This window comes from Amycolatopsis sp. WAC 01375, assembly GCF_003947325.1.
Taxonomy (GTDB): Bacteria; Actinomycetota; Actinomycetes; order Mycobacteriales; family Pseudonocardiaceae; genus Amycolatopsis.
In genome coordinates this window covers 46,214-69,460 of sequence record NZ_QHHW01000022.1, presented here as the reverse complement: position 1 = coordinate 69,460, position 23,247 = coordinate 46,214, and the positions used below count along the sequence as shown (strand labels likewise).

Sequence of the window (23,247 nt, the reverse complement as noted above, 5' to 3'; positions counted from 1 at the left end):
ACGCCTGCGCGTGAAGGCCCCCTTCCCTCGGCTCAGCCGAGCAAACTCGACCTTCACACCTTGCCGAGGACGTGAAGCCCTCGTGAGTGGTGAGGGCGGTTGGAGCCAAGGGTGTCTTCGGTATCTACGGGGGGGGAGCCGGTATCGCGAGTCAGTGAAGGACTCCAGTCAGGCGCGGTCGTGGGGATGTCGTGAAGGGACCCGTTGAGACGATGAAGGTCTCAACGGGTCCCTTCACGACACAAGAGCTCGACGCCGGGGCCACTTACGAGGGACTAGACCCGCTCCAGTTCGAACACCGGGATGACCCGGCTGGTCTTGCGCTGGTACTCGGCGAACTGCGGCATGACGGCGGACTGCCTGGCGTAGACCTCGTCGCGCTCGGCGCCGGTGAGCAACCGGGCGCGGACCGCGAAGGTCTCGGTGCCGAGTTCGACCTTCGTGTCCGGGTTGGCCACCAGGTTGTGGAACCACGCCGGGTTCTCGTCGGAGCCGCCCTTGCTGCCGAAGATGTAGATCCGGTCGCCCTCGAGGAGCGGAACGAGCGGTGCGATCCGCTCGGTGCCGGACTTCGCGCCGGTGTGGTGGACGAGGACGAGCGGGAAGCCCTCGAACATGCCACCCGCCTTGCCGCCGGTCTCGCGGAATTCGGCGATCACGCCGCGGTTGATCTCGTCGAAGTCGAAGTCGATCGTGTCTGCCATGACCTCGATCATATGGCGCACCGTGTGACCGTATCGATGGCTGAAAACGCCACGAGCATATCCATTTGTCGCACTATGCTCGGCAGTATGGACCTCTTGGCCGAAACCCTCGCCGTGGGCGGCGTCCGCGGCACCGCCGGAGCCCGGATCGAGGCGTCCGGGCCGTGGGGGATCCTCTGGCACGGCATCGCCGGTGCGGCCTTCTACGCCGTCACCTGCGGGACGGCCTGGCTGGACGTGGCGGGCCATCCGCCGCGGCGGCTCATGCCCGGCGACGTCGTCCTGCTGCCGAACGGCCCGGAGCACACCCTGCGCAGCGCCCCGGACGTCGCGATCATTCCCAACCTGTGCACCGCGGCGGAGAAGGCGCGGGAGTGCGGCGGAGTACTGCGCCTCGGTTCAGGGGAGGTCGAGACCCATGTCCTCGGCGCGTCCTACGACTACGACCCGGCGGTGTCCACCCAGGTGATGGCCACCCTGCCGGAGCTGGTGCACATCCGCGCGAACCACGTCGGCGGCGGGCTGGACGACACCGTCCGGCTGTTGTCGCGGGAGCTGGCCTCTCCGCAGATCGCCACCGAGTTCGTCCTCAACCGGCTCGTCGACATCCTGCTGGTCCAGTTGCTCCGCGCGTGGCGGACCGAGAAACCGGCCGAGACGCGGGGAACCTGGCTCGGCGTCCTCGGCGATCCGCTGATCAGTGTGGCCTTGGCCAAGATCCACGAGGCGCCGGCGAAACCGTGGACCACCGACCTGCTCGCGGCGGAACTGGCGACCTCGCGCAGCACGTTGACCCGCCGCTTCCGCGAAACCACCGGCCGGACTCCCGGCGACTACCTGACCCAGTGGCGGATGGACCTGGCCGCGGTCCGGCTCCGCGACACCGACGACACGGTGGACACCATCGCCCGCTCTGTCGGCTACACGTCGGTGTACGCGTTCAGCCGGGCCTTCCGGCGGGCTCGCGGTCAGGCGCCGGGGCAGTACCGGACCTCGACCCGGGAAAGCCTCAAGCCGGCCGGGTGACCGGTACCGGGGCGATCGCCGGCCACCAGCTCGGTACCGGTGGTCGTGAGTGGCGATTCGGGTTAGAACCCGAATCGCCACTCACGACCAACCCGACCCACGTCTTACCGCTACTTCGCCACGCGAAAGCCGGTCAGGCTCCCGGCCGGGTGACCGGAACGACGTCGAGGAGTTCCTTCAGGCCTTCGAAATCCTGCGGGTTGGTGGTGTACAGGGGCATTCGGTTCGCGACGGCCACACTGGCGATCATCAGGTCGGCCACGCGGCGCCGGGGCGTCCTGCCCATCGCGAGCACGGAAGCCGACACCCTCCCGAAGATCCGGGCCGCCTCGGTGCCGAAGGGCAGCGGATCGAATTCGGACTCCACCCGTTGCAGCAGATCCGTGCGCCGGGCCCGCTCGGCCGGGTCCGTGGCGTAGTGCGGTCCTGCCGACAGTTCGGCGAGCGTGATCGTGCTGATCGACATCAGATCCGGCAGCTGGGCGTGATCGATCGTCCGGCGCAGGATGAGGATGTTCGTGTCGAGCAGGCCGTGGACCTCAGCGGCCATAGGGATCGCCCGCCTCCCCTTCGAGAGCGTCGTCGAGGTCCGCGCGGAACCTGTCCGGGTCGACGAGCGGAGCGTTCGCCGAACCGGTGGCGAACTGGTCACGGGAAACGGCGTGCCGTCGACACAGCGGGACCAGCTGGGCGATGGGCGAACCGCTACGGGTCACGGTGAAGGTTTCACCGTGCTCGACCGCGTCCATGATCTCGCCGGAACGGTTCCGGAGATCACGCTGAGAGATCTCGTGTTGAACGCTCATGAGCGCACTATAGCGCTCATGTGCCCCCTGGTGCCACCGTGTGCCACCTAGGCGGTCTCCTCCTCCGGCTGCGGCTCCTCCGCCGGCCGCGTGAACAGCCGCGTCGCCGAAAGGCGGGCGACTCCGTCCGGCTCCCCCAGTTCGTCGGTCGCGTTCCGGATCGTCGCGTCGACGGACAGGTACTTGCGTCCCGCCCGCAGGTCCGCGTCGTTGCGCAGCCGCACGATCAGCGGGAACTCGCTCAGCGCGCCGGCGTCGAACAGGCCGGTGGTGTAGATCAGCTGGACGCCCAGCGCCTCCGCCACCGCGCGCTGAAGTTCCAGCAGGTAACCCGCCGAAGCCCGGCCGATCGGGTTGTCGAGAAAGAGCACGCCGGAGTGCCGGTTACGCGCCTTGCCGCGGTTGTTCGCCCGCAGCGCCGCCAGGGTGCAGTACAGGATGATCGCCGCGGTCAGCTGCTGCCCGCCGGAGAACACGTCCCGGATCTCGGAGACACGCTGGCGTTCGGTCCGCAGTACGGAGTCCGGCTTCAGCATGTCGACCCGGAATCCCTTGGGGGCGGCGGCCTGCACGCCGCGCAGCACGAGGGAAAGCCCGTCTCGCTTGACATCCCGGCCGTCGGAGGTCTTCCCCACCGCGGCCTCGTCGACGACCTCGCCCAGCTTCTCGGCGAGCACGTTCTCTTCGAGTTCGGTGAAGCGGATCCGCAGGAACTCCTGGCCCGACCAGTCGCCGAGACCGTCCGGCAGCCGCGAAACCCGTTGTGCCGCGCGAAGAGTGCGCAGCGCGCCGTCGACCATGCCCTGCAGGCGGGTGATGATGCCGCCGCGGTGCCGGTCGATCTGCGCGAGATCGTCGGTGAGCGTACGCAACCGCGGACGCAGCGCCTCCGCCCATTCCGCGGCGTGGGCGGGCAACTGATCGCGGCGGACCGAGATCACCTGCTGCCGCACCGGCGTGCTGAGCTTCTCGAAGCGCTTGTCCGTCGCGTACTGCGCCAGCTGGTCGGCCGCGGCCCGCACCCGGCGGTCGCCAGCGTCGGCGGCGTCCTGCGCCTCCGTGAGCGCCGTGTTGAGCCGGGCGTGTTTGGCACGCGCGGATTCGACGTCGCCGTCGAAAGCGGCCACATCGTCCTCTTTGGACAACAGATGCGCCATGGATTCGGCCAGCAGGCCGAAGCCGGACGCGGACGCCTTCGCGGACTCCAGTGTCGCTTCGGCCGCGGCGCGGCGCTCCTGTAGTTCCTCCCATTTCCGCGCGGCGGCGGACACTTCGAGGCTCGCTTCGTCGATCAATTCCAGGCCGTGTTCGATGTCCTTCGGCCTGGCGTCGAGGGCGAGCTGGGGGCTCGCTAGCTCCGGGAGCTGGGCCAGTTCCGCCTTGCGGGTCGCGACGAGCCCGACGATCTCGGTGCGTTCCTCCTCCAGCACGGCGACCGCCCGGTTCGCCCGCGCCTGTGCCGCCGCCCGCGCGGAAGCGTCGGAACCGTCCGGCGTCTCCAGCAACGACGACGCCCGCTCGCGGACGGCGTCGTCCAATGCCTCGACGGCCGCCCGCGCGGACGTCTCGACACTTTCGGCCTGTTCGAGTTCGGCACGCAGATCGCTGCCGACCTCGACCTTCGCGTACGCCTCGGAAGCCGACGAGAAGGTACGCCGCAACGCGTCCACCGGCTCGGCGGGCACCGGATCGTCCTCGGTGACATCGCTCGACCCCGGAACTTCGGCCAGCTCGGACTTCGCGGTCGTCGCCGTGCGCCGGTGCCCGTCGGCGGTGCGCTGTTCCTCGCCTGCCTGCTCGCGCAGCCGGGAAGCCTTCACCGCCGCTTCGGACGCCGTCGACTCGGCCCGCTCGGCGGTCTCTGTCGCGCGTTCGACGTCGTCCGTCCACTCGGGAATCTTCGCGGCGCGCGTGGCGAGCGCCTCGAGGCCGCGGGCACGCTCCCCCGCCTCGGCCGAAGCCGCCCGCAGTTCGGGGACTCGCTCCCGCAGCCCGGTCGCCTTCTCGCCGAGGCGTTGGAACTCCTTTTCCGCCTGTTCCAACGCGGTCTGCGCGGTTTCGTGCGCGGTGCGCGCGTTCTGCAACTGCTCGGCCAGCGTCGCGATGCTGCCCGGCGGGTAATCCTCGCGCCACGTCTTGAGCTTCCACGACAGCGCGCTGTCGTCGGCCAGCGAAGTCGCCAGCGCCTCCAGACGGCGCTGACGTTCCGCGTGCCGGAGCGCGATGGCCTCGCGCTCGGCGTCGGCGGCCTCTTCGTCGTACATGGCCGGGTTGGGCGGCACGAGGAACTCGATACCCGCCTCTCCCGGCAGGCGGTCGGTCGTGGTGGCCTCGGTCGTGGCGACCGGGATGATCGTGGTGGGAAGCAGACGCCGCTCCGCCAGGACCTTCTCGGCGAGCCGGACCTGGTCCGGCTCGTTGAGCAGGATCCCCGAGACGAGCTGGGGCGCACGGGCCAGCACCGCCGCCCGCCGCTTCTTGTCCAAAGTAGACAGATAACGCCAGCCGGACCACGCGTTCATCCCGGCGGCTTCCAGCGCGTCCAACGCGGCCTGGACCTCTTCGGTGGCGGGCAGGAGACCACCAGAACCGAGTGCGTTCAGCGCGCGCTCGTCGACGGATTCCTCCATCCGCAACGCGGTCTGTTCCTTCTCCGCGGCCGAACCCGCCTCGCGGAGCCGCTCCAGCAGCACCGGGAGATCCGTCTCCAGCGCGACGTCGTCCGCGCCGAGGAGCTCGCTCAGCCGGGGTTCGACGGCGAGCGCGTCGGTGCGCCGATTGGCCCGATCGAGCTCGTCGGCCGCGCGCTCCAGCCTGTCCTTTGTGGACCCGGCGAGACGGTGCGCGTCGTTGACCGTGGCCTGCGCGGAGCGCAGATCCTCGGCGACGCGTTCGAGTTCCTGGTCACGGCGGACGAGTTCCGCGGCGGTCGTCTCGGCCTCGGCCCTTGCCTCGCGGGCCGCCTCGGCGACATCGGCTCCGGCCTTGAGCGCGCCGGACCGGACGGCTTCCGCGATCTCCTCACGGACCTCCGCGATCCGCGCTCCCAGCCCGCGGGCCTCCGCCCGGCGCGAAGCCGCGAGGTTCGCCGACTCGTCCCGTTCCGCCTGTGCCTTTTCCGCCTCGGCACGGAGAGCGCCGACCTGCGCCTCGGCCTTCGACGCCTGTTCGGTCGCGTTCTTGGCCAGCGCCAGCAGGCCACGCGCGAGCGCGGCCGCGGCGGTGTTGCGCGCCTGCAGCGCGGGCTGCGCCTTCTGCTCGCGATTTCCCACCAGTTCCCGGAAATCGCGGGCCTTGCGGGCGGCGTTGAGGTGGTTGAGCACGGTGGCGCATTCCCGCCATGCCTCGGCGGAGGTCTTGGCCTCGGCCAGTTCGCCGTCGATCCGCTTCTTGCTCTCCTGCGCCTCGTCGAGCCGCAGTTTCCCGACCAGGCGGCGGAGTTCGGTGACACCGGCGGTGAGACGACGGTGGTCGCCCTCGGCCAGTTTCTCCGCGGACTTCACCTCGTCGACGTGCTGTTCGAGCCCGCTCAGCCGCTCGTTCTCCAGCTTGTCCCGCGCGGCGACCTGGCCGGCCAGCGTCCGCATCTCGGCGCGGGCCGCGTCGGCGAGCTTCCGTGACGCGGCCGCGACGCCTTCCTCATCCGCCAGTGGCGTGAGCAGATCGAGGGCACCCGCGACGAAGTCCCGCTCCGACAGCAGATCCCCCCGCTGGGCGAGGTTGTGCGCGTAGGTCGCGACGACCTCGGCGAGGTCCTTCGGCTCCTCCTCCGAAAGGACCGCGCGCAACAGGAACTCGACGAACGCCTCGTCGGTACTGAACGCGAAGGCGTCCGCCGCCTCGCCCTCACCGGCGTTCATCGCGCGCTGGTACCGGAAAAGCTCGGTGTCGAGGCCGAGACCGTCGAGCCGGGACGTCCATTCGTGGTGACGCCGGGTCCAGAACAGCTCCAGTTCCGGTTCGCCGCCGTGCACCTTGTCGAGCTGGTCGTGGAAACCGGACATCGTCAGGAGCCTGCCGTCCGACGTCAGCGGCAGCGAGTCCAGATCGAGCGAGGGGGTGGGACGGAAGCAGTACCAGGAATCGACGAGGTTCTCCGAATCGGCCGACACCACGTGCCCGCGCCATTCCGACACCTTGCCGGTGATCACCCGGTGGCCGGTCTCGACCTGCAGCCACTCCAGCACGACGTGCGAGACGTCCTTGGCGGTGACGAACTTCTCCAGCACCTTGGTGTTCGTGGTGCCGACGACCTGGCGGCGGCCGGGCAGCATGACCGAGAAGATCAGCTTGATCAGGACGGACTTTCCACCACCGTTCTCCAGGAACAGCACGCTCGCCGGCGACGGGCGCCGCGGCGGCCCCTCCCCCGCCAGGTGGATACCGGCGCTGAACAGCGCGTCCTGTTTGGGCGCGGTGATGGCGGCGCCGACGCCGCTGAAGTCCAGCACGACGTCCTGGTACCGCGCGCCCGCCGGGCCCACCGAGTGCAGGCGAACCCGCGAAAGCTCGTACATCTCTTTCGTCCCCTTTTAGAGCGTGTCCGACGCGGCAGCGCGCAGTGTCCCGCCGCCGTTGGCGACCGAGACCACGTTCAGCTCGAGCAGATCGTCGAAGGTCGCGTCGGCGGCGAGTTCCCGCACCTGCACCTGATAGCGCGGCGTCGTCCGGTAGGTACCGCCCTGTTCCCCGCTGACCTGGACGAGAAAGCCTTGATCGGCGAGAAAGCGCAGGGCCCGCGCGACCATGCCGCGCGTGGTGTCCGAAGCCAGCCTGCCGTCCTTGGTCGCCGCCGCCGCGGGACGCCGGGCGTAGGCGCGCCAAGCCTGTTCGAGCTCGGGCGCGTCGGCAAGCGGGTCGTTGTTCGCCTCGGCCGCCGCCGCGCGCTCGTCGAGGATCCGGCAGGCCTCACGCACCATCGCGTCCACCTGCTCGACGCTGACGCGGCCGATGTAGGTGTCGTTGGCGAGGTCGTCCGGGCGCGGGTAACCGAGCGCCGCGGTGGCCAGGTGGACGAGCCCGTGCAGGACCTTCTCGGTCTCCCGGCGTTCGCGGATCTTGCTCTGCCGCGCGTAGCTGTCCATTTTGATCTCGAAGACGGACTCGTCGGTCGCCGCCAGCACAGCCCCGGCCTGGAGGTTGACCTCCAGCACCATCAGCCCGAGCCCGGCCGCGACCGCGTGCGTGAGCTGTTTGAACGCCCTGTCCTCGCCGTAGCGCCGGACGAGGTCGCCGTACACGACGTCTCGCGACGGCAACTGCTTCGGGCGCATGCCGAAGGAAACCAGCCTGGCCGCGGATTCGACGTCCCCGGTTGTCGTCACGCGACCTCCTCCTCTTCTTCTTGGCGATCGACCGTGGCCGACGAAAGCAGCAGATCCGCGCCGCCGAACTCGGGATCTTCGAGCAGCGTGCCGTCGTCGACGGCCAGCAGCACTTGACGCTGCCCCAGCCGCAGCGCCGCGCCGACCTCGGGACTGTAGGCGTGCACCGCCCGCAGGGCGACCAGGGCCGGCAGCCCGGGATCGATCCGGCGGGCCTCTTCGAGCAGTCCGGACAGCCGTCGCGGCACCTCCGGCAGGTCGAGCAGGTCGTCGGCGAGGCGCCACTGCTCGTCGCCGAACCTGTCGGTGACATCGGCGGGCATGAGCTCGGGCTCGGGGATCTCGCCGACGAGCTGGTCGCGTTCCGGTGCCGGCCGCAGCAGCAGCGACACCAGCGAAGACAGCGACGGCACGGTCGGCGGGGAGATGCCGGCACCGGCGTGGAAGAACGACTCGGCGGGCGCGACGGCCTCCGCGATCGGCAGGCCCAGCGTCGGCATCAGGAGCTGGCCGAACAGGTCGATCGTCGCACGCTGCGGCGGCCCGGAGAACTGCTGGCGGTCCTGTTCGGCGCGGAAGACCGCACCGGCGTCGGCCAGCCTCGATTGGAGCCGGGTGTGGCGACGGATGCAGTCGCTGACGATGTCGACGAGTTCGGCCGCGCGGCGTTTGCGGTCGAGATCCTCGGTCTCGTCCCGCGACGCGGTGATGTTCTTGAGGATCGCGTTCTCGGCACGGAACCGGGACTCGATATGGGACAGCGCCTGGTCCAGCAGGTCCGGGACCTCGCGCTCCCAGTCGACCGCGCGGACGTCGCGCCGGGTGGCGTCCAGCTTGGCGCGCAGTGTCTCGCCGTACTGGACGGTCCGGTAGCGGGCCTGCTCGGCGGCGAGCTTCGCGTCGGCGAGGCGGCCGCGGTTGATCAGGTTCTCCAGTTTGACCTCGGCCGCGATCTGGGCGGACTCGACGTCGGTGTCCAGCGCGCCGACGAGGACGTTGATCGCCTCGTCGGTGGCACGCAGGTAGACCTCGCCGTCGGGCGCGGCCAGCTCGACGAGCAGTTTGAAGTCGAACTGGCGGCGCTGGTAACCCCCGCCGGGGCCGATGGAACCGTAGACGCGGCGGAACCCGCGATCGGTGGTGCCGACGTTGATCAGGTTGTCGAGGACCCACCGGGCGACCTTGGCGTGCTCGTCCGGCGTCCGGCCGGGCGCCTGGAGCGCGACGAACGGCAGCAACCGCGCGATCACCTGTTCGTGATCGGCGCCGGTGTCGAAGTCCATCGACACGGTGACCTGGTCGATCGTGTGCAGCGCGATCTCGGCCATCTGGTAGATCGTGGCGTCCGCCCAGTCCAGCTTCGCCTTGCGGGCGTCGAGGTCGTGCAAGGGCGCTGTGCAGGCCAGCGCCTTGAGGCGGCGGGTCAGCCCCTCGTCGGCCAGCCCCATCCCGGTCAGCTCGTCGTCTCGCACAGCAGGCCAGGCTAGTCGCCACCCCCGGTGACCCGCACGGGTGACCGGGGTGAGCTCAGGTGTGGATGTAGGAATGGATCAGGATCGAGGGTTCGGTGCCCCCTCGATGCTGCAGGACCGCGTTCACGACGACGAGGTCGTGAAGATCACCCGGCTCGCCTGCCGGTGACCCGGGCGGGGTGCTGCCCGGTCGCCGGGGGTACGGGCAGCACCCCCACGAGTGACCAGGACTGCTCGCCATCGCGGGTCCCGGTAGCGTCTGGTCCATGCGTGAAATGAGCCGGGACGAATGGTGGAAGTTCGCGAGCGAGGGCACCCGGACGGGCATGCTCGGCCTGGTCCGCGCCAACGGGGCGGCGATCGTGACGCCGGTGTGGTTCCTGCTGAACGAGGGGCCGGACGGTGACGAGCTGATCTTCACCACCGGCACGGAGACTCTCAAGGGGAAGGCGCTGCGCCGCGACCCGCGGTTCTCGCTGGCCGTCGACGACCAGAAGCCGCCTTACTCGTATGTGCAGTTCACCGCCGAAGCCGTGTTGCACAACGACCTCGACGAGATGCTCGAATGGGCGACCAAACTCGGTGGCCGGTACATGGGCGCCGACCAGGCCGAGGCCTATGGCAAGCGGAACGCGGTGCCCGAGGAGTCGTTGGTGCGTGCACGGATCACGAAGGTGATCGCGCGGGCCGACATCGCCGGCTGACCCGCTCTCCGGTTCCGGCGCGATAGCGCGTGAAGGCCCCCTTCCCTCGGCTCAGCCGAGGGAAGGGGGCCTTCACGCGCTCCGGGCGCGTTCCTGGTGTCGGCACGGGGGTGCTGCCGGGTCCGACTGGGGCGACGTTGGAAGCCGTGTCCCACTGGTCGCGACACTCGGGCATGACCCTCCGTGTTGATGTTGGTCAAGTATTGACACGAAGCACCCGCTGGTGTGTGATCTGAACCATAGATAGGAAAGTTTCCTAACTAAAACTCCCTCCCCTGCCGGGCTCGCGCCCGGTCCGCCGTTGCACCTCCCGACCCCGAACTTCACGCATGGAGGCTCCAGTGGCACCCCGACCCCCGTGGCGCGCGTTGCTCACGTGTGCCGCCGCGACGGCGATGACCCTCGCCGTCCTGCCTGCTCTCCCCGCCGGCGCGGCACCGACCGACCATGAATCCGAAGCGGCGACGATCTCCCAAGGCGCCGTCGAAAAGAACCACGCGGGCTATTCCGGCACCGGGTTCGTGAACTTCGACAACGTCACCGGCAGCTACGTCGAGTACACGGTGAACGCCGCGCAGGCCGGAACCCAGACGCTGACTTTCCGCTACGCCAACGGAACCACGATCGACCGGCCGGTTTCCCTGAGTGTCAACGGGACCGCCACCGGCACGCTGTCCTTCCCCGGGACCGGCGCGTGGACCACCTGGAAGACCGTCACCAAGGACGTCGCCTTGGCCGCCGGGGCGAACAAGATCCGCACCACCGCGACGACCGCGAACGGCGGTCCCAACGCGGACAAACTCACCGTGAGCGGAGTGGCCGACGCGGAGGCGCCGACCCCGCCGAAGAACCTGGCCGCCAAGGACATCAAGGCCCGCAGCGCCACCTTCACCTGGGAAGCCTCGACGGACAACGTCGGCGTGGTCCGCTACGACGTCATGCGCGGCGGCAACGTCCTCAAGACCGTCGACGGGAACACGCTCACCGCGACCGTCGACAACCTGCAGCCGAACACGGCCTACGACATCTCGGTCGGCGCCTTCGACGCGGCCGGAAACCCTTCGCAGCAAAGCAATGTCGTCCAGTTCACCACGCCGCCCAGCGGGGACACCACACCGCCGACGGTGCCGGGGAACCTGCGCTCGACGTCGGTGACCGCGAACAGTGTCTCCCTGGCGTGGAACGCTTCCACGGACGACAGCGGCACCATCGCCGGCTACGACGTCTACCAGGGCACCACGAAGGTCGCGACGACACCGTCGCTCGAAGCCACGATCACCGGGCTGACGGCGAACACGTCGTACACCTTCACGGTGAAGGCGCGTGACCTCGACGGCAACGCCTCGGCCGCGAGCGCCGCGCTGACCGCGAAGACGAGCGGGAACGCGGGTGGCGGGATCCCCGAGTACGACAAGGAAATCACCAAGGTGGACCTCGCCTGGTCGGTCGACTTCCTGCCGGACGGCACGGCGCTGGCAACCGAACGGGACCGGTTCGAGATCCTGCGGATCACGCCGTCGGGCGAGAAGACCACGGTCGGCAAGGTGCCCGGCGCGGTCGGCACCAACGGCGAGGGCGGCCTGCTCGGCATCGCGATCTCGCCGAACTACGCCACGGATCACGCGATCTACCTGTACCACACGGCATCCGGGGACAACCGGATCGTGAAGATGACCTACGACAACGGAAAGCTGTCCTCGACGTCGACGCCGGTGCTCACCGGGATCGCCAAGAACCGCTACCACAACGGCGGAAGGCTGCGTTTCGGCCCGGACGGCAAGCTCTACGCCACCGCCGGCGACGGACAGAACAAGGACACCGCGCAGAACAAGGGATCGCTCAACGGCAAGATCCTGCGGGTCAACCCCGACGGCTCGGCGCCGAGCGACAACCCGTTCTTCTCCACCGGCGGCAGCGCCCGCTACGTGTGGAGCTTCGGGCACCGTAACCCGCAAGGCCTGGCGTGGGATTCCCGTGGCCAGCTGTGGGCTTCGGAGTTCGGCGACGGCAAGCTGGACGAGCTCAACCTGATCCAGAAGGGCGGCAACTTCGGCTGGCCCCAGTGCGAAGGCACCGAGGGCTCCTGCGGTGGCACTGTCGCACCGAAGAAGACCTGGTCGACGAGCTCCGGCGGGCCGAGCGGGATCGAGATCGTCAACGACTGGATCTACGTCGCGGCGGTCACCAGCCAGCAGCTCTTCGCCACCCAGATCAACGCGGCGGGCAACGGCGTCGGTTCGGTGCAGTCGCTGTTCTCCGGCCGCTGGGGCAGGCTCCGCTCGGTCACCAAGACACCGGACGGCGGCCTGTGGGTCACCTCGACCAACGCGGACAAGAACGGCGGCACGCCGAGCGGGATCGACAACGTGGTGGCACGGTTGAAGTTTCCCGGTGGCGGGCAGCCGGGAGCGTTCAAACTGACCAGTTCCGCGTTCGCCGACAACGCCTCGATCCCGGACAAGTTCACCTGTGCCGGTGACGGCACCGCCGGCCAGGACACCTCTCCGCCGCTGGCGTGGAGTGCCGGGACCACCGGCGCCAAGGGATACGCGGTCGTCTTCGCCGACGTGGCCAACAACGGCAACAAACTGCACTGGGCGATCTGGGACATCCCGGCCTCCTCGGGGTCCACGGTGTCGCTGCCCGAAGGCCTCGGAGCGGGCTACACGGTCCCGAACCAGAACGGCGCCAAGCAGAAGGCCATGGGCAGCGGGGCGAACTCGCAGAAGTACTTCGGCCCCTGCCCCGGCGGCTCCAGCCATCCCTACACGTTCACGCTCTACGCCCTGAAATCGGCGACAGTGCCGGGCTTGTCCTCATCCTCGACGATGGCCCAGATCGAGACGGCGATCAAGAACGCCTCGACGGCCAACGTCAAACTGCGCGGCAAATCCAGCGCCGCGTCCTGAGTCGCGGTCGGGGTGTCCGGAGCGGCGCCGGGCACCCCGGCCGTTTCCACGGAAACGGCTAGCCGCTGTCCTGTAAGTCTTGCTCGCGGGCTTCGGAACCGGGCATCTGGTAGTGAAAGCTTTCTTGCCTACCCTGAGGGCCAATGCCAGGAACGTGGAGTGCGAACTCGCCAGGCTCGCCAACCGTCCACATAGGACGCGGCTCGGGCGAATGTCTGCTTGCTCCTAGTTTGACCGTGTCCGCAAGTACCTGATGGCCCCCTTCCTTGCGTCTAGCGCAACGAAGGGGGCCATCATGTACTTGCCTGCTCGAGTCAGCACGAAACTGGCGAACGTGTCGAAACGCAGCCATACCACTGGCCTTATTGAGGGGTAAGGCAAATCTGACGTGTCGGCTACCGAAGGTCTGTGAACTCCCGCCGCTCGCCTTCGCCGACTTGGCGGCGCTCACCAGCCGAACAGGTTCCGCATGATCCGCGAGCAGCGTTCGGTCATCGCCGAGGCATCCTGATCCGGCTGGTCGATCCACCAGCTGATCAGGGAATCGACCACTCCGGTCCACACCTGGGCGATCGCCTCGATGTCGCGATCGTCGTCCAGCCCGCGCGAGTGCATCAGCTGCGCGGCGCCGATCAGCGCGAATCCGTCGAGCCGATGGCGATACTCGACCGCGACGCCGGCGATCTCGCCGGTCGACGGCACCGTCGGGTCGCGGAGCAGCTTCCACGCGTACCGGTCGTTGTCGAACGTGTCGAAAATGGCCGAGAGCACCGCGAGCGGCATGCGTTCCGGCGGCTCGCCCTTCTCCGCCATCGTCTCGGCGACCCCTTCGGTCAGCCTGTCCCCCGCCCGGTGCAGGCAGGCGAGGTACAGCCCGTCTTTCGAGCCGAAGTACTGGTACAGCAAGGGTTTCGTGACGCCGACCCGGCGGGCGATCTCCACCATCGACGCCCCGGCGTACCCGTTCTTGCCGAACTCCTCCGTCCCGGCGCGCACGATCTGGGTCTCCCGTTCCTCACGGGGCACCCCCTTCGTGCCGACGGCCCTTGCTTCTGTCACGGCGATTATCTTACCCTGAGGTAAATGACCTTAGGGTAAGTTACCTGATGGTCAGTTAACCAGGGGCGAGACAGGGAGAGGTGCGATGGCGGAGTTTCTTGCCCACTTGAGTGACCCGGTGCTGCTGGCGACGCCGGTGTTCCTGCTGTTCGTCGCGATCGAGATCCTCGCGCTGCATGTGCTCGGCCACGACGACAACGTCATCGGCTACAGCGTCAAGGACACCCGCACCAGCATGTCCATGGGCGCGGTGGCGGTGGTGATCAACGGTGTCTTCCGCATCGCCATGCTGTTCGTGTTCGCCGCGCTCTACGAACTGGCGCCGGTGAAGTTCAGCCCGCACGACTGGTGGACCTGGGTACTGATGCTGCTGGGCCAGGAGATCGTCTTCTACGCCTACCACCGGGCGAGTCACCGCGTCCGGATCATGTGGGCCGGCCACCAAGTGCACCATTCGAGCAAGCACTACAACTTCTCGACGGCGTTGCGGCAGAAGTGGACCCCGTACTTCCAGCTGCCGTTCTGGTCGATCCTCGCCCTCGCCGGAATCCCGCCGTGGATGATCCTCACCGGACTGTCGATCGACCTCGTCTACCAGTTCTTCGTGCACACCGAGAAGATCCGGAAGCTGCCGCGCTGGTTCGAGTACGTGTTCAACACGCCTTCACACCATCGTGTGCACCACGGCAGCGACCAGGAGTACCTCGACGCGAACTACGGCGGCATCCTGATCATCTGGGACCGGATGTTCGGCAGTTTCGTGCCCGAAGGCAAGCGGCCGACCTACGGGCTGACCAAGAACGTCGGGTCCTGCAACCTGCTCAAGGTCGGCTTCCATGAATACGGCTCGATACTGCGAGACGTCCGCGCCGCCGGGTCTTGGCGGGACAAACTCGGGTACCTGTTCGGCCCGCCGGGCTGGCAGCCCAAGGAGGCGCTGAGCCCAGGCCGTGTCCTGTAAGTATCGCCTGGCGTGCTGACCTGCGGAAAGAGAACGCCTGACTTCTACGCCGGGCGAGCGGGGAAGATTTGGGACGTTGAGTGTCCCAAATCCTCCCCTCTCGCGAAGTGGGCCTGTTGATCCCGCCTGACGTCGGGCGGACAGTTGCCTTGTCGACAGACGGCGACGTCGCAGCGGGGCGCTGCGGCCGCCGGGGGAGCAAGGGACCTTTGCTATCACTTGGGCCGCCGCGTGTTGCGAAAGCCACTTTCGCAACCTTCAACGTTGCGAAAGTGGCTTTCGCAACCTCCCGAGATGTCTCACCCGAGCCGCGGACCTGCGGCAAGAGAGCAAGGGACCTTTGCTATCGCCTCCGGGTCACTCCAGCACCTTCGCGTCCTTGCAGGACACGGCTCAAGCGGTCCTGCGCAACGCGGGTGAGTTCTGGGGCCGGATCTCCGGCGGGAGACTCTCCAGCGGCGGCCGCTGGGTGAGGGCCACGTCGGTGAGCACGAGTTCCCGTTCGACGTCCTCCCCCGCGCCGCGCCGGAATTGGGCGAGCGACGTCGACGGCGGCGCCGCGGAGATCACCCGGCCGCCCCGCTCCAGCCGGTCCATCAGGGTCAGCATGATCTGCGCGGCCATCCGGCCGAGCGCCTGGGTGCCCTGGTGGCGGTGGGTCCGGTGGCCGAGGTCGACCTGCGCGAGCGCGTCGAGCCCGTGCAGTTCGAGCAGGTCGATCAGGTGGCCGACCTCGACGCCGTAATGCGTGACGAACGGGATGCCTTCGAGCACTTCGCGCCGCCCCGCGTACTCGCCGGCGAGCGGCTGGACGAAACCGGCCAGTTCCGGCCAGTACATGTTGAGCAGTGGGCGGGCGACGAGTTCGGTGACCCGGCCGCCGCCGTCGGGTTCGACACCCGCCGCCCCGGCGAGCGGCCGGTGGTAGAACCCTTTGACGTAGGCGATCCCCGGGTCGGTCAGCAGTGGTCCCAGCAGGCCGGTCACGTAGCCGGCGGTGAAGTCGCGCAGATCGCCGTCGACGAAGACGACAAGATCACCGGTGGTTTCGGCGACGCCCTTCCAGAGCGCTTCTCCCTTGCCCGGCAGGCTTTCCAGAGCCGGGAACACCGCGTCCTGCGCGACGACGTCGGCACCTGCCGCGCGGGCGACCTCGGCGGTGGCGTCGGTGGAATGGCTGTCCACCACCAGGATTTCGTCCACCAGGGGGAAGCGTTCGACGAGTTCACTCCGGATGGTGCCGACGGTCGCGCCGACGGTCTCCGCTTCGTCGCGGGCCGGGATCACCACCGAAACCCGCGTCCCGCGTTTGGCGGCGACGAGGTCGCCCGCCCACCAGTCACCCGCCCGGCTGCTGCGCCGGGCGAGCCACGTGCCGACTTCCGCCGATACCCGCATGGCTGCCCCTTCCTCGAAGATCACCTCACCGGGAAGCTTCGAGGGGAGCTGTTTCCATCCGTCGTCACCGCGGAAACCGCCGCGTTACGCCTGCCCGCCGCAGGTTAACGGCCGGACAGTGCGGCGGAGAGGGCCTCACCGGTGCGGCGCTTGGCGAGGTAGAACGCCGCCTCGTGCGGTTTCGCCCCGTTGTCGACGGTGTAGCCGCTGTCCAGGACGCCGTCGGCGCCGGGGAACAGCCTGCTGAGGTCCGGCCGGGCGGCGACGAGGTCGTCGCGGTCGGCCAGGTTCACCCAGCTCGCGACGCCGGGCGGGGCGGACGGGGGCTGCGGGCGGGTCCGTTCGTAGACCACCGTGCGCAGGCCCAGCGGCGAGCCGAGGGTGAGCAGGAGCGGTAGCGGACGGCCGTGCAGATGTGCGGCTTCGTAGGCGACGACGGAACCGAGCGAATGCCCGATGATCGCCTCGGTCTCCGGGCCGATGTGTTCGGCGACGCGGTCCTGCACGCGTTTCCGGATCGTCTCGTCGGTGAGGTACAGCGTCACCTGTTTGAGTGCCTTGACCACCACGCGTTCGGCGAACGCCACTCCGAGCCTCGCGAACGGCTTCAGCCGCACCAGCGCGTTCAACACCGGGCGGGCGGCCGCGCGCACGCCCTGGGTTTCCCCGTCCGGACCGCCGAGCCGGGCCAGTTCGGCACTCGCCCGCTCGCGATCCGTCTCGCGGGACGCCGAAACGGCCGCGTTCCGGAGCCACTCCCCCGCCAGCGCCTCGGCGAGTTCCCACTCGTCGGCGGTGAGTTCGTCGGCGCCGCCTTGCTGGCCGTCCTTGAGGAAAAGGTCACCGTAGAAGGCCATCCGCGCGTCACCGGGCCGGGCGTCGCGCCACAGGGCGTCGGCCAGTCCGGCGTCACCGGCGAGCCGGACACCACCCGCCAGACTCGGCAGCCATTCCGCCTCGAGGGTGTCCGCGGACTTCTGTTCCTGGGCGATGCCGTGCACCAGAACGATCCGAGCCATGGCGCACAGTATCGCGACCGCCCTTGCCGGTGACCGTCCGATGAGACAAAGTGATCTCCGTGGGAGAGCGGAGGTCGTTGGTCGTCGCGTCGCAGTGCGACTCGCTGAACCTTCTCTCGTTCCTCCCCGACGCGGGCCGTCAGGTTTCGACGGCCCTGCTCGACCCCGAGATCGGCGGCTGCGTCCCCGCGCTCGAGGACGGCCGCGGCCTGCTCGTCGACCCGACGATGGTCGAGCTGGACGACGCACTGGTGGAAGCCTTCGAGCGTGCTTCGGAAGACGAGGCGACGCTGTTCCTTTCGCTCGTCGGGCACGGCGAGTACGCCGACGACGACTTCTACTTCCTCACCAAGGACACCGGCCTGCCGGTGGACAGCCGGAAATCGTTCCTGTTCGCCCAGCGCATCAAAGAGCTCCTCGGCCGCTATTCGATGCTGGACGGTCTGGTGATCCTGCTCGACACCTGCCACGCGGGGATCGGGGCGAGGCAGGCGGGCCAACGCTGGTTGCGGATCGTCGGCGAGGCGGGTAGACGGTTCGACCTGCTCACCGCCTCGGACGACCGTGTCGCGGCGAACGGGTGTTTCAGCCGGTCGCTGGTCTCGGTACTCCGGTCGGGGCACGCGGAGTTCGGCGAGCGCGTCCGATGCGCGGACCTCAAACGGGTGATCACCGCCCTGTGCCCGGCGCAGACCGCCATCCATCTGGGTTTCGACGGCACCCGTGAGGTGGCCGAAGCCGACCAGGGACTGTGGCTCGCGCTGAACTCCTCGCCCGCCTGGCGGCGTTCGCCCTTGGCCGGCAACCCGGCCGCGCCGCGGATCGAGCGGCTGACCGCCTACTACCGGCCGGATCCGAAGCTCGGCGAGACCGTCGGGCACCTGCTCACCGGAACCCGCCTGGTCGTGCTCGCGGGCGAGGCAGGCACGGGGAAGTCGGCCATGCTCGCCGCGCTGGCCCGGCCGTCGGTAGCCGGCTCGTACGTGCCGCCGGACTTCCTGCACGCCGTGCTGTTCGCCGGCCGAGGTGAGACCGCGGAACAGATCGCCCGTGAACTGGCCAGGCAGTTGCGGCGCACCGTCCCCGGATTCGCCGACGCCGAAGACGCCCATCGTGCCGGTCTCGACGACGTCGACCGCGCCGGCGCCAGCGCGTTCGAGCTGGCACTGCTCGGCCCGCTGCGCCGTCTCGCTCCACAATGGACCGGCGGTCCGGTGCGGATCGCGATCGACGGGTTCGACGACCTCGATCCCGGGCTCCGGTGGCGGCTGCGCGGGGTTCTTCTCGACCTGTCACTGGACCCGGCGCTGGCGTGGGTCAAAACGGTGGTGGCGACCCGGAAACCGGACGTCCTGGGGTCGGCGTTCGTGATCCGGCTCGGTGAGCGGGACGACGTCCCCGGACTGATCCTCGAACCGGAGGAAGCCTACGCGGGCGACCCCGTTCCGGGACACGACACCGGCTCGCCCACTTCGCCGCGGATCACTCCCGCCACCCTGATCATCGACGTCCCCGGCCTCCCGCCCGCGCGGCACGAACTGTCCTTCGGGCTCACGACACTCGGCCGCAGCAGGAACACCGCGCTCCGGCTCGGCGATTCGCGGGTTTCCCGGCTCCACTGCGAGATCCGCTGGGACGGCACGACGGCGTGGCTGACCGACCGGGACTCCGCCAACGGCACCTTCGTCAACGGGAACCGGGTGCTGAACGCCGAGTTGGCGCATCGGGACGTGCTCCGGCTCGGCGATTCGACGGTCACCTTCATCAGCGTCACGCAGGAAGACGAGGAGCGTGGCACCGGCGCGGTGGCCTCGCCGCGGCCGGGTCACGCGGTCCTGCTGGAGCTGCTCGGGCTGGCCGCCGGCCGCGGGCCCATCCCGATCTCGGTCCTCACCGCGGCGAGCGCGGCCGCGGGCGGTCCGGACCGGCGGGTGCACGTCCGCGATTTCCTGGCCGGGCTCGGTGATGCGGTCAGCCGGACGCGCGCGGGCCTCGCCGACGAAACCGTCCTGTGGACCGGTGCGCCGCCCGAGCTCTTCCCTGATGTGGCGACCCGTTTGCACGCCCGGCTGGCGGCGGCGACCTCGGAGGTGGCACTCGTGACCGGAGACGACGAGCCGACGCTCGAACAGGGTTATGCCGAGGCCAACGAGGCCGAGCACCTCTGGCTCGCCGGGCTCCGCGAAGACGCCCTCGTCTCGCTGGAACGCCGGGCGTCCCACATTCCGGTCGAGAACCGGGAACGCTGGGCGATCTGGGCGAACCGCGCGGCCGGTGAGCTCGGCGAGACCGACCGGATCACGTTGCGCTGCAAAGCACGGCACGCGACGTGGACCGGCAAGGCGGGTGACGCGGCCGGCGCACTCGCCCGGTTCGAAGAACTCCTGCCGATCGCCACCGCCGCGCTGTCCGGCGCCGACGAAGACGTTTTGAGCATCCGCAACAACATCGGGCATCTGCTCGCCGAACTCGACCGCTTCGAGGAGTCCCGAACCGAGTTCGAAGCCCTCGTCCGCGACGCCACCCACGCGCTCGGAGCCGACCATCGCGAGACACTGCACGCGCGGCACTTCCTCGCGGTCGCGACCGGCAAGACCGGGAACGGGGAGGAAGCCCTCCACCTCGCCCGGGAACTGCTGCCGCAAGCGAAACAGGTGCTGGGCGACGACGAGATCGTCAGCCACGTCCGGCACAACATCGCGTTCTGGAGCGCCGAAATCGAGCACCCCCCCCCGTCGTTTCGGAGTACCGACGGCTCCTCGACGAAGCGACGGGACGGCTGAATGACCGGCATCCCGACGTCCTCGACCTCCGGTACGGTCTCGCGCTCACCCTCGCCAAGGCCGGACAGGTCACCGAGGCGCTGTCGACGTGGACCTTCCTGCTCGATGATTCCGTCGAAGTCCGCGGCGAACGGCACGAGGAAACCCGGAAGATCCGCGAGCAGCTCGCGTACTGGAGCGCGCGGGAGTGAGCGGTGAGCGCCTTGCGGATCGCGCTCCTGACCTACCGCGGGAATCCGCGCAGCGGCGGTCAAGGGGTGTACGTCCGGCATCTGAGCCGCGAACTCGCCGCGCTGGGGCATCGCGTCGAGGTGCTGTCCGGGCCGCCCTATCCGGAGGTCGATGACGGCGTGCGGTTGACGAAGATCCCGGGGCTCGACCTGTTCGCGGAGCCGAATCCCTTCCGGACACCGCGGCCGCGGGAGTTGCGTGATCTGCCGTCGTGGGTGGAGTTCCTCGGCATGCGCCGCGGCGGCTTCCCCGAACCCCTCGCTTTCTCCCTGCGTGCCGCCCGCCATCTCGCGAAGCGCAGGGACGAATTCGACATCGTCCACGACAACCAAGGGCTCGGCTACGGGATGCTCCACTGTGGACTGCCGACGGTCGCCACGATCCACCATCCCATCGCCGTGGACCGGGCTTTGAAGCTCGCCACCGTCACCGGACGCGACGCGGCGCGGGTCAAGCGATGGTACGGATTCGTCGGCATGCAGCACCGCGTCGCACGGCGGCTGCCCACGCTGACGGTGTCCCGGGCTTCCCGCACGGCCATCGGCCGGGAAATGGGTGTCCCGGAGGACCGGATCCATGTCGTCCCGCTCGCCGCCGACACCAGGATCTTCCGGCCACGGCCCGGAATCCGCCGGATCCCGGGCCGGGTCGTGGCCACCGCCAGCGCGGACGAGCCGCTGAAGGGACTCGAACACCTCCTGGCGGCGTGGGAACGGATCGAAGGCGAATTGGTGATCGTCGGCAAACCGAAACCGGACGGCCCGGCGGCGCGGGCGCTCGCCCGGCTCGGCCCCGGCGCGGGCGTCCGATTCGTCACCGGGCTGACCGACGACGAACTCGCACGGCTGCTTTGTTCGGCCGAAATCGCTTGCGTGCCTTCACTGTTCGAAGGGTTCTCGCTGCCGGCCGCCGAGGCGATGGCCTGCGGAACGCCGGTCGTCGCGACCACGGGCGGCGCACTTCCCGAGGTCGTGGGTGACGCGGGGATCCTGGTGCCGCCGGGTGACGTACCGGCGCTCGCGGAGGCGCTCACCAAGGTCCTCGGCGACGAGCACCTGCGCGCCGACCTCGCGGCCCGCGGCCGGGAAACGGCGGGGGCGCTGAGCTGGCGGCGCACCGCCGAGGAGACCGCCGCGCACTACCGGCGGGTCCTCGGCCGGGAGCGTGCGGGGTGCTGACCGTCGACTTCGACCGGTTCCCCGTCGGCCCCGGGGACCGGGTGCTCGACCTCGGCTGCGGGGACGGACGGCACGCCTATGAAGCGTACAAACGCGGCGCGGACGTGGTCGCCGCCGACCTCGACGACACCGCGCTGAAGTACGTGCGGGACATGTTCGCCAACCTCGCGAAAGCAGGCGAGGCTCCCGCCACGGCCTCGGCGATGGCGGTCCGCACGGACGCCCTCCGGCTCCCGTTCCCGACAGGCTCCTTCACCCGGGTGATCGTGGCCGAGACACTGGAACACATCCACCCCGACCGGACAGTGCTCGCGGAGGCGAGCCGCGTGCTGGCACCCGGTGGACGGCTGGTGGCGACCGTGCCGCGCTGGTGGCCGGAGCGGATCTGCTGGCTGCTCTCGGACGCGTACCACGAGGTCGAGGGCGGGCACATCCGGATCTACCGGCGCCGCGAACTGCTCGGCAGACTCACGGAAGCCGGACTGCTGCCGACCGGAAGCCATCACGCGCACGCGCTGCACTCGCCGTACTGGTGGCTGAAATGCGCTGTCGGCCCGGACGAGGAGCACCGGCTCTGCGCGCTGTACCACCGGTTCCTGGTCTGGGACATCATGCGGAATCCCCCGCCGGTGCGGTTCGCCGAGCGGGCACTGAACCCGGTGCTCGGTAAGAGCCTCGTCGTCTACGCCCGCAAACCGTGAAGGCCACCGCTGCCGGGATCGCGGCCGTGCAACGGCCGGACGGCGGGATCCCCTGGGAGACCGGCGGACACCTCGATCCGTGGAATCACCTCGAAGCCGCCATGGGACTGGACGTCGCCGGGCTGGAGGCCGAGGCCGAAGCCGCGTACGACTGGCTGCTCCGGAACCAGCGTCCCGACGGATCCTGGGCGGCCAGGTATCGCGACGGCGGGATCGACTTGTCCACTATGGACACGAACTTCACCGCCTACGTCGCGGTCGGGACGCGGCACCATTTCCTGCGGACCGGGGACCGTACCTGGCTGGACCGGATGTGGCCGGTCGTGGACAGGGCCGTCGACGCCGTCCTGCGGCGACAGCAGCCGTCGGGCGCCATCTCCTGGCGCGACGACCCCGAAGTCCGGTTGGTCGCAGGATGCGGCAGCATCCACCACGCGCTGGCACAGGCGCTGGCGCTCGCGTCCACGATGGGGCTGGACCGTCCACAGTGGCGGGACGCGGCGCGCCGGCTCCGCGCGGCTCTGCTCGGCGAGCCACACCTGTTCGCCACGAAACCGCATGCGATGGATTGGTACTACCCGATCCTGGGGTCCGTCGTGACCGGCGCCGACGCCGCGGCGCGGCTCGCGGCGGGCTGGGACCGGTTCGTCGAACCCGGCCTGGGAGTGCGCTGCGTGCACCATGAACCGTGGGTCACCGGCGGGGAAACCGCCGAACTGGCACTGACCCTCGCCACCCGCGGCGAGCGGGCCCGCGCGGGCGAACTCCTCGCTTGCGTGGCCCGGCTTCGGCTCGACGACGGCTCGTACTGGACCGGATATCAGTACGCGAACGACGAGTTCTGGCCGGACGAGCGTACGACGTGGACCTCGGGCGCGGTCCTGCTGGCGACCGCCGCGCTCGATGGCGACCCAGCCACGTGCGAAGTCTTCGGCGAGTCCCGCCCGCAATAAGTCCCTACTTGCGGTAAAC

The 23,247-nt window shown here is 69.3% G+C and carries 17 protein-coding genes; 8 read left to right on the top strand and 9 right to left on the bottom strand.

Features of this window, described 5'->3' with window-relative positions; all coding sequences use genetic code 11:
* Positions 1 to 275 precede the first annotated feature (275 nt).
* Entirely contained in the window at positions 276 to 704 is a 429-nt protein-coding gene (locus DL991_RS11215; RefSeq protein ID WP_125783697.1) for a nitroreductase family deazaflavin-dependent oxidoreductase, read from the bottom strand.
* Between the two features lie 87 nt (positions 705 to 791).
* Between DL991_RS11215 and DL991_RS11210 the strand changes: the two genes are divergently transcribed.
* Positions 792 to 1,730: an AraC family transcriptional regulator gene (locus DL991_RS11210; RefSeq protein ID WP_125783695.1), complete on the top strand. Its 939-nt coding sequence runs from the start codon at positions 792 to 794 to the stop codon at positions 1,728 to 1,730.
* 133 nt (positions 1,731 to 1,863) lie between these two features.
* On the opposite strand, the gene DL991_RS11205 is transcribed toward DL991_RS11210, so the two are convergent.
* From DL991_RS11205 to DL991_RS11185, 5 genes are read right to left on the bottom strand one after another with little or no spacing between them, the layout of a single operon-like run.
* On the bottom strand, positions 1,864 to 2,280 hold the full coding sequence (locus tag DL991_RS11205; RefSeq protein ID WP_125783693.1) for a type II toxin-antitoxin system VapC family toxin: 417 nt from the start codon (positions 2,278 to 2,280) through the stop codon (positions 1,864 to 1,866).
* Positions 2,270 to 2,536, bottom strand: a complete 267-nt coding sequence (locus DL991_RS11200; protein ID WP_125783691.1) for a type II toxin-antitoxin system Phd/YefM family antitoxin — start codon at positions 2,534 to 2,536, stop codon at positions 2,270 to 2,272. Before DL991_RS11200 ends, DL991_RS11205 begins: the two co-directional genes overlap by 11 nt.
* A 47-nt stretch (positions 2,537 to 2,583) precedes the next feature.
* Entirely contained in the window at positions 2,584 to 7,053 is a 4,470-nt protein-coding gene (locus DL991_RS11195; RefSeq protein WP_125783689.1) for a hypothetical protein, read from the bottom strand.
* Between the two features lie 15 nt (positions 7,054 to 7,068).
* On the bottom strand, positions 7,069 to 7,809 hold the full coding sequence (locus tag DL991_RS11190) for a hypothetical protein (RefSeq protein ID WP_125784010.1): 741 nt from the start codon (positions 7,807 to 7,809) through the stop codon (positions 7,069 to 7,071).
* A 47-nt stretch (positions 7,810 to 7,856) separates the two neighbouring features.
* Positions 7,857 to 9,308, bottom strand: a complete 1,452-nt coding sequence (locus DL991_RS11185) for a hypothetical protein (protein WP_125784012.1) — start codon at positions 9,306 to 9,308, stop codon at positions 7,857 to 7,859.
* Between the two features lie 290 nt (positions 9,309 to 9,598).
* Here DL991_RS11185 and DL991_RS11180 point away from each other — a divergent pair, with 290 nt between their 5' ends.
* Together DL991_RS11180 and DL991_RS11175 are read left to right on the top strand one after the other, a co-directional pair.
* Positions 9,599 to 10,036 (top strand): PPOX class F420-dependent oxidoreductase, encoded by a 438-nt coding sequence (locus DL991_RS11180; RefSeq protein ID WP_125783687.1) that lies wholly within the window; start codon positions 9,599 to 9,601, stop codon positions 10,034 to 10,036.
* Between the two features lie 395 nt (positions 10,037 to 10,431).
* A complete protein-coding gene (locus tag DL991_RS11175) occupies positions 10,432 to 12,945 on the top strand; it encodes a PQQ-dependent sugar dehydrogenase (protein ID WP_125784008.1) in 2,514 nt (837 codons plus the stop codon).
* Between the two features lie 447 nt (positions 12,946 to 13,392).
* On the opposite strand, the gene DL991_RS11170 is transcribed toward DL991_RS11175, so the two are convergent.
* Positions 13,393 to 14,004 (bottom strand): TetR/AcrR family transcriptional regulator, encoded by a 612-nt coding sequence (locus DL991_RS11170; protein ID WP_233598787.1) that lies wholly within the window; start codon positions 14,002 to 14,004, stop codon positions 13,393 to 13,395.
* Between the two features lie 85 nt (positions 14,005 to 14,089).
* On the opposite strand from DL991_RS11170, the gene DL991_RS11165 reads away from it, so the two are divergent.
* On the top strand, positions 14,090 to 14,965 hold the full coding sequence (locus DL991_RS11165; protein ID WP_125783685.1) for a sterol desaturase family protein: 876 nt from the start codon (positions 14,090 to 14,092) through the stop codon (positions 14,963 to 14,965).
* A 393-nt stretch (positions 14,966 to 15,358) separates the two neighbouring features.
* On the opposite strand, the gene DL991_RS11160 is transcribed toward DL991_RS11165, so the two are convergent.
* Both DL991_RS11160 and DL991_RS11155 read right to left on the bottom strand, forming a co-directional pair.
* Positions 15,359 to 16,363, bottom strand: coding sequence for a glucosyl-3-phosphoglycerate synthase (locus DL991_RS11160; RefSeq protein ID WP_125783683.1), 1,005 nt, complete (start codon positions 16,361 to 16,363; stop codon positions 15,359 to 15,361).
* A gap of 104 nt (positions 16,364 to 16,467) precedes the next feature.
* Complete coding sequence (locus DL991_RS11155) at positions 16,468 to 17,382, bottom strand: hypothetical protein (protein WP_125783681.1); 915 nt, start codon at positions 17,380 to 17,382, stop codon at positions 16,468 to 16,470.
* A gap of 50 nt (positions 17,383 to 17,432) precedes the next feature.
* Between DL991_RS11155 and DL991_RS11150 the strand changes: the two genes are divergently transcribed.
* From DL991_RS11150 to DL991_RS11135, 4 genes are all read left to right on the top strand, one after another.
* Positions 17,433 to 20,165, top strand: coding sequence for an FHA domain-containing protein (locus DL991_RS11150; RefSeq protein WP_233598786.1), 2,733 nt, complete (start codon positions 17,433 to 17,435; stop codon positions 20,163 to 20,165).
* 194 nt (positions 20,166 to 20,359) lie between these two features.
* Complete coding sequence (locus DL991_RS11145; RefSeq protein WP_125783679.1) at positions 20,360 to 21,574, top strand: glycosyltransferase family 1 protein; 1,215 nt, start codon at positions 20,360 to 20,362, stop codon at positions 21,572 to 21,574.
* Positions 21,568 to 22,275: a class I SAM-dependent methyltransferase gene (locus DL991_RS11140; protein ID WP_125783677.1), complete on the top strand. Its 708-nt coding sequence runs from the start codon at positions 21,568 to 21,570 to the stop codon at positions 22,273 to 22,275. Before DL991_RS11145 ends, DL991_RS11140 begins: the two co-directional genes overlap by 7 nt.
* Entirely contained in the window at positions 22,272 to 23,228 is a 957-nt protein-coding gene (locus DL991_RS11135) for a prenyltransferase/squalene oxidase repeat-containing protein (RefSeq protein WP_125783675.1), read from the top strand. Before DL991_RS11140 ends, DL991_RS11135 begins: the two co-directional genes overlap by 4 nt.
* Positions 23,229 to 23,247: the final 19 nt, after the last annotated feature.

Excerpts from the sequence above, each read along its gene's own strand:
- DL991_RS11205 (WP_125783693.1), bottom strand. The coding sequence starts at position 2,280 with ATGGCCGCTGAGGTCCACGGCCTGCTCGACACGAACATCCTCATCCTG.
- DL991_RS11195 (WP_125783689.1), bottom strand. The coding sequence starts at position 7,053 with ATGTACGAGCTTTCGCGGGTTCGCCTGCACTCGGTGGGCCCGGCGGGC.
- DL991_RS11165 (WP_125783685.1), top strand. The coding sequence starts at position 14,090 with ATGGCGGAGTTTCTTGCCCACTTGAGTGACCCGGTGCTGCTGGCGACG.
- DL991_RS11155 (WP_125783681.1), bottom strand. The coding sequence starts at position 17,382 with ATGGCTCGGATCGTTCTGGTGCACGGCATCGCCCAGGAACAGAAGTCC.
- DL991_RS11160 (WP_125783683.1), bottom strand. The coding sequence starts at position 16,363 with ATGCGGGTATCGGCGGAAGTCGGCACGTGGCTCGCCCGGCGCAGCAGC.
- DL991_RS11210 (WP_125783695.1), top strand. The coding sequence starts at position 792 with ATGGACCTCTTGGCCGAAACCCTCGCCGTGGGCGGCGTCCGCGGCACC.
- DL991_RS11175 (WP_125784008.1), top strand. The coding sequence starts at position 10,432 with ATGACCCTCGCCGTCCTGCCTGCTCTCCCCGCCGGCGCGGCACCGACC.
- DL991_RS11215 (WP_125783697.1), bottom strand. The coding sequence starts at position 704 with ATGGCAGACACGATCGACTTCGACTTCGACGAGATCAACCGCGGCGTG.
- DL991_RS11185 (WP_125784012.1), bottom strand. The coding sequence starts at position 9,308 with ATGGGGCTGGCCGACGAGGGGCTGACCCGCCGCCTCAAGGCGCTGGCC.
- DL991_RS11180 (WP_125783687.1), top strand. The coding sequence starts at position 9,599 with ATGCGTGAAATGAGCCGGGACGAATGGTGGAAGTTCGCGAGCGAGGGC.
- DL991_RS11190 (WP_125784010.1), bottom strand. The coding sequence starts at position 7,809 with ATGCGCCCGAAGCAGTTGCCGTCGCGAGACGTCGTGTACGGCGACCTC.
- DL991_RS11200 (WP_125783691.1), bottom strand. The coding sequence starts at position 2,536 with ATGAGCGTTCAACACGAGATCTCTCAGCGTGATCTCCGGAACCGTTCC.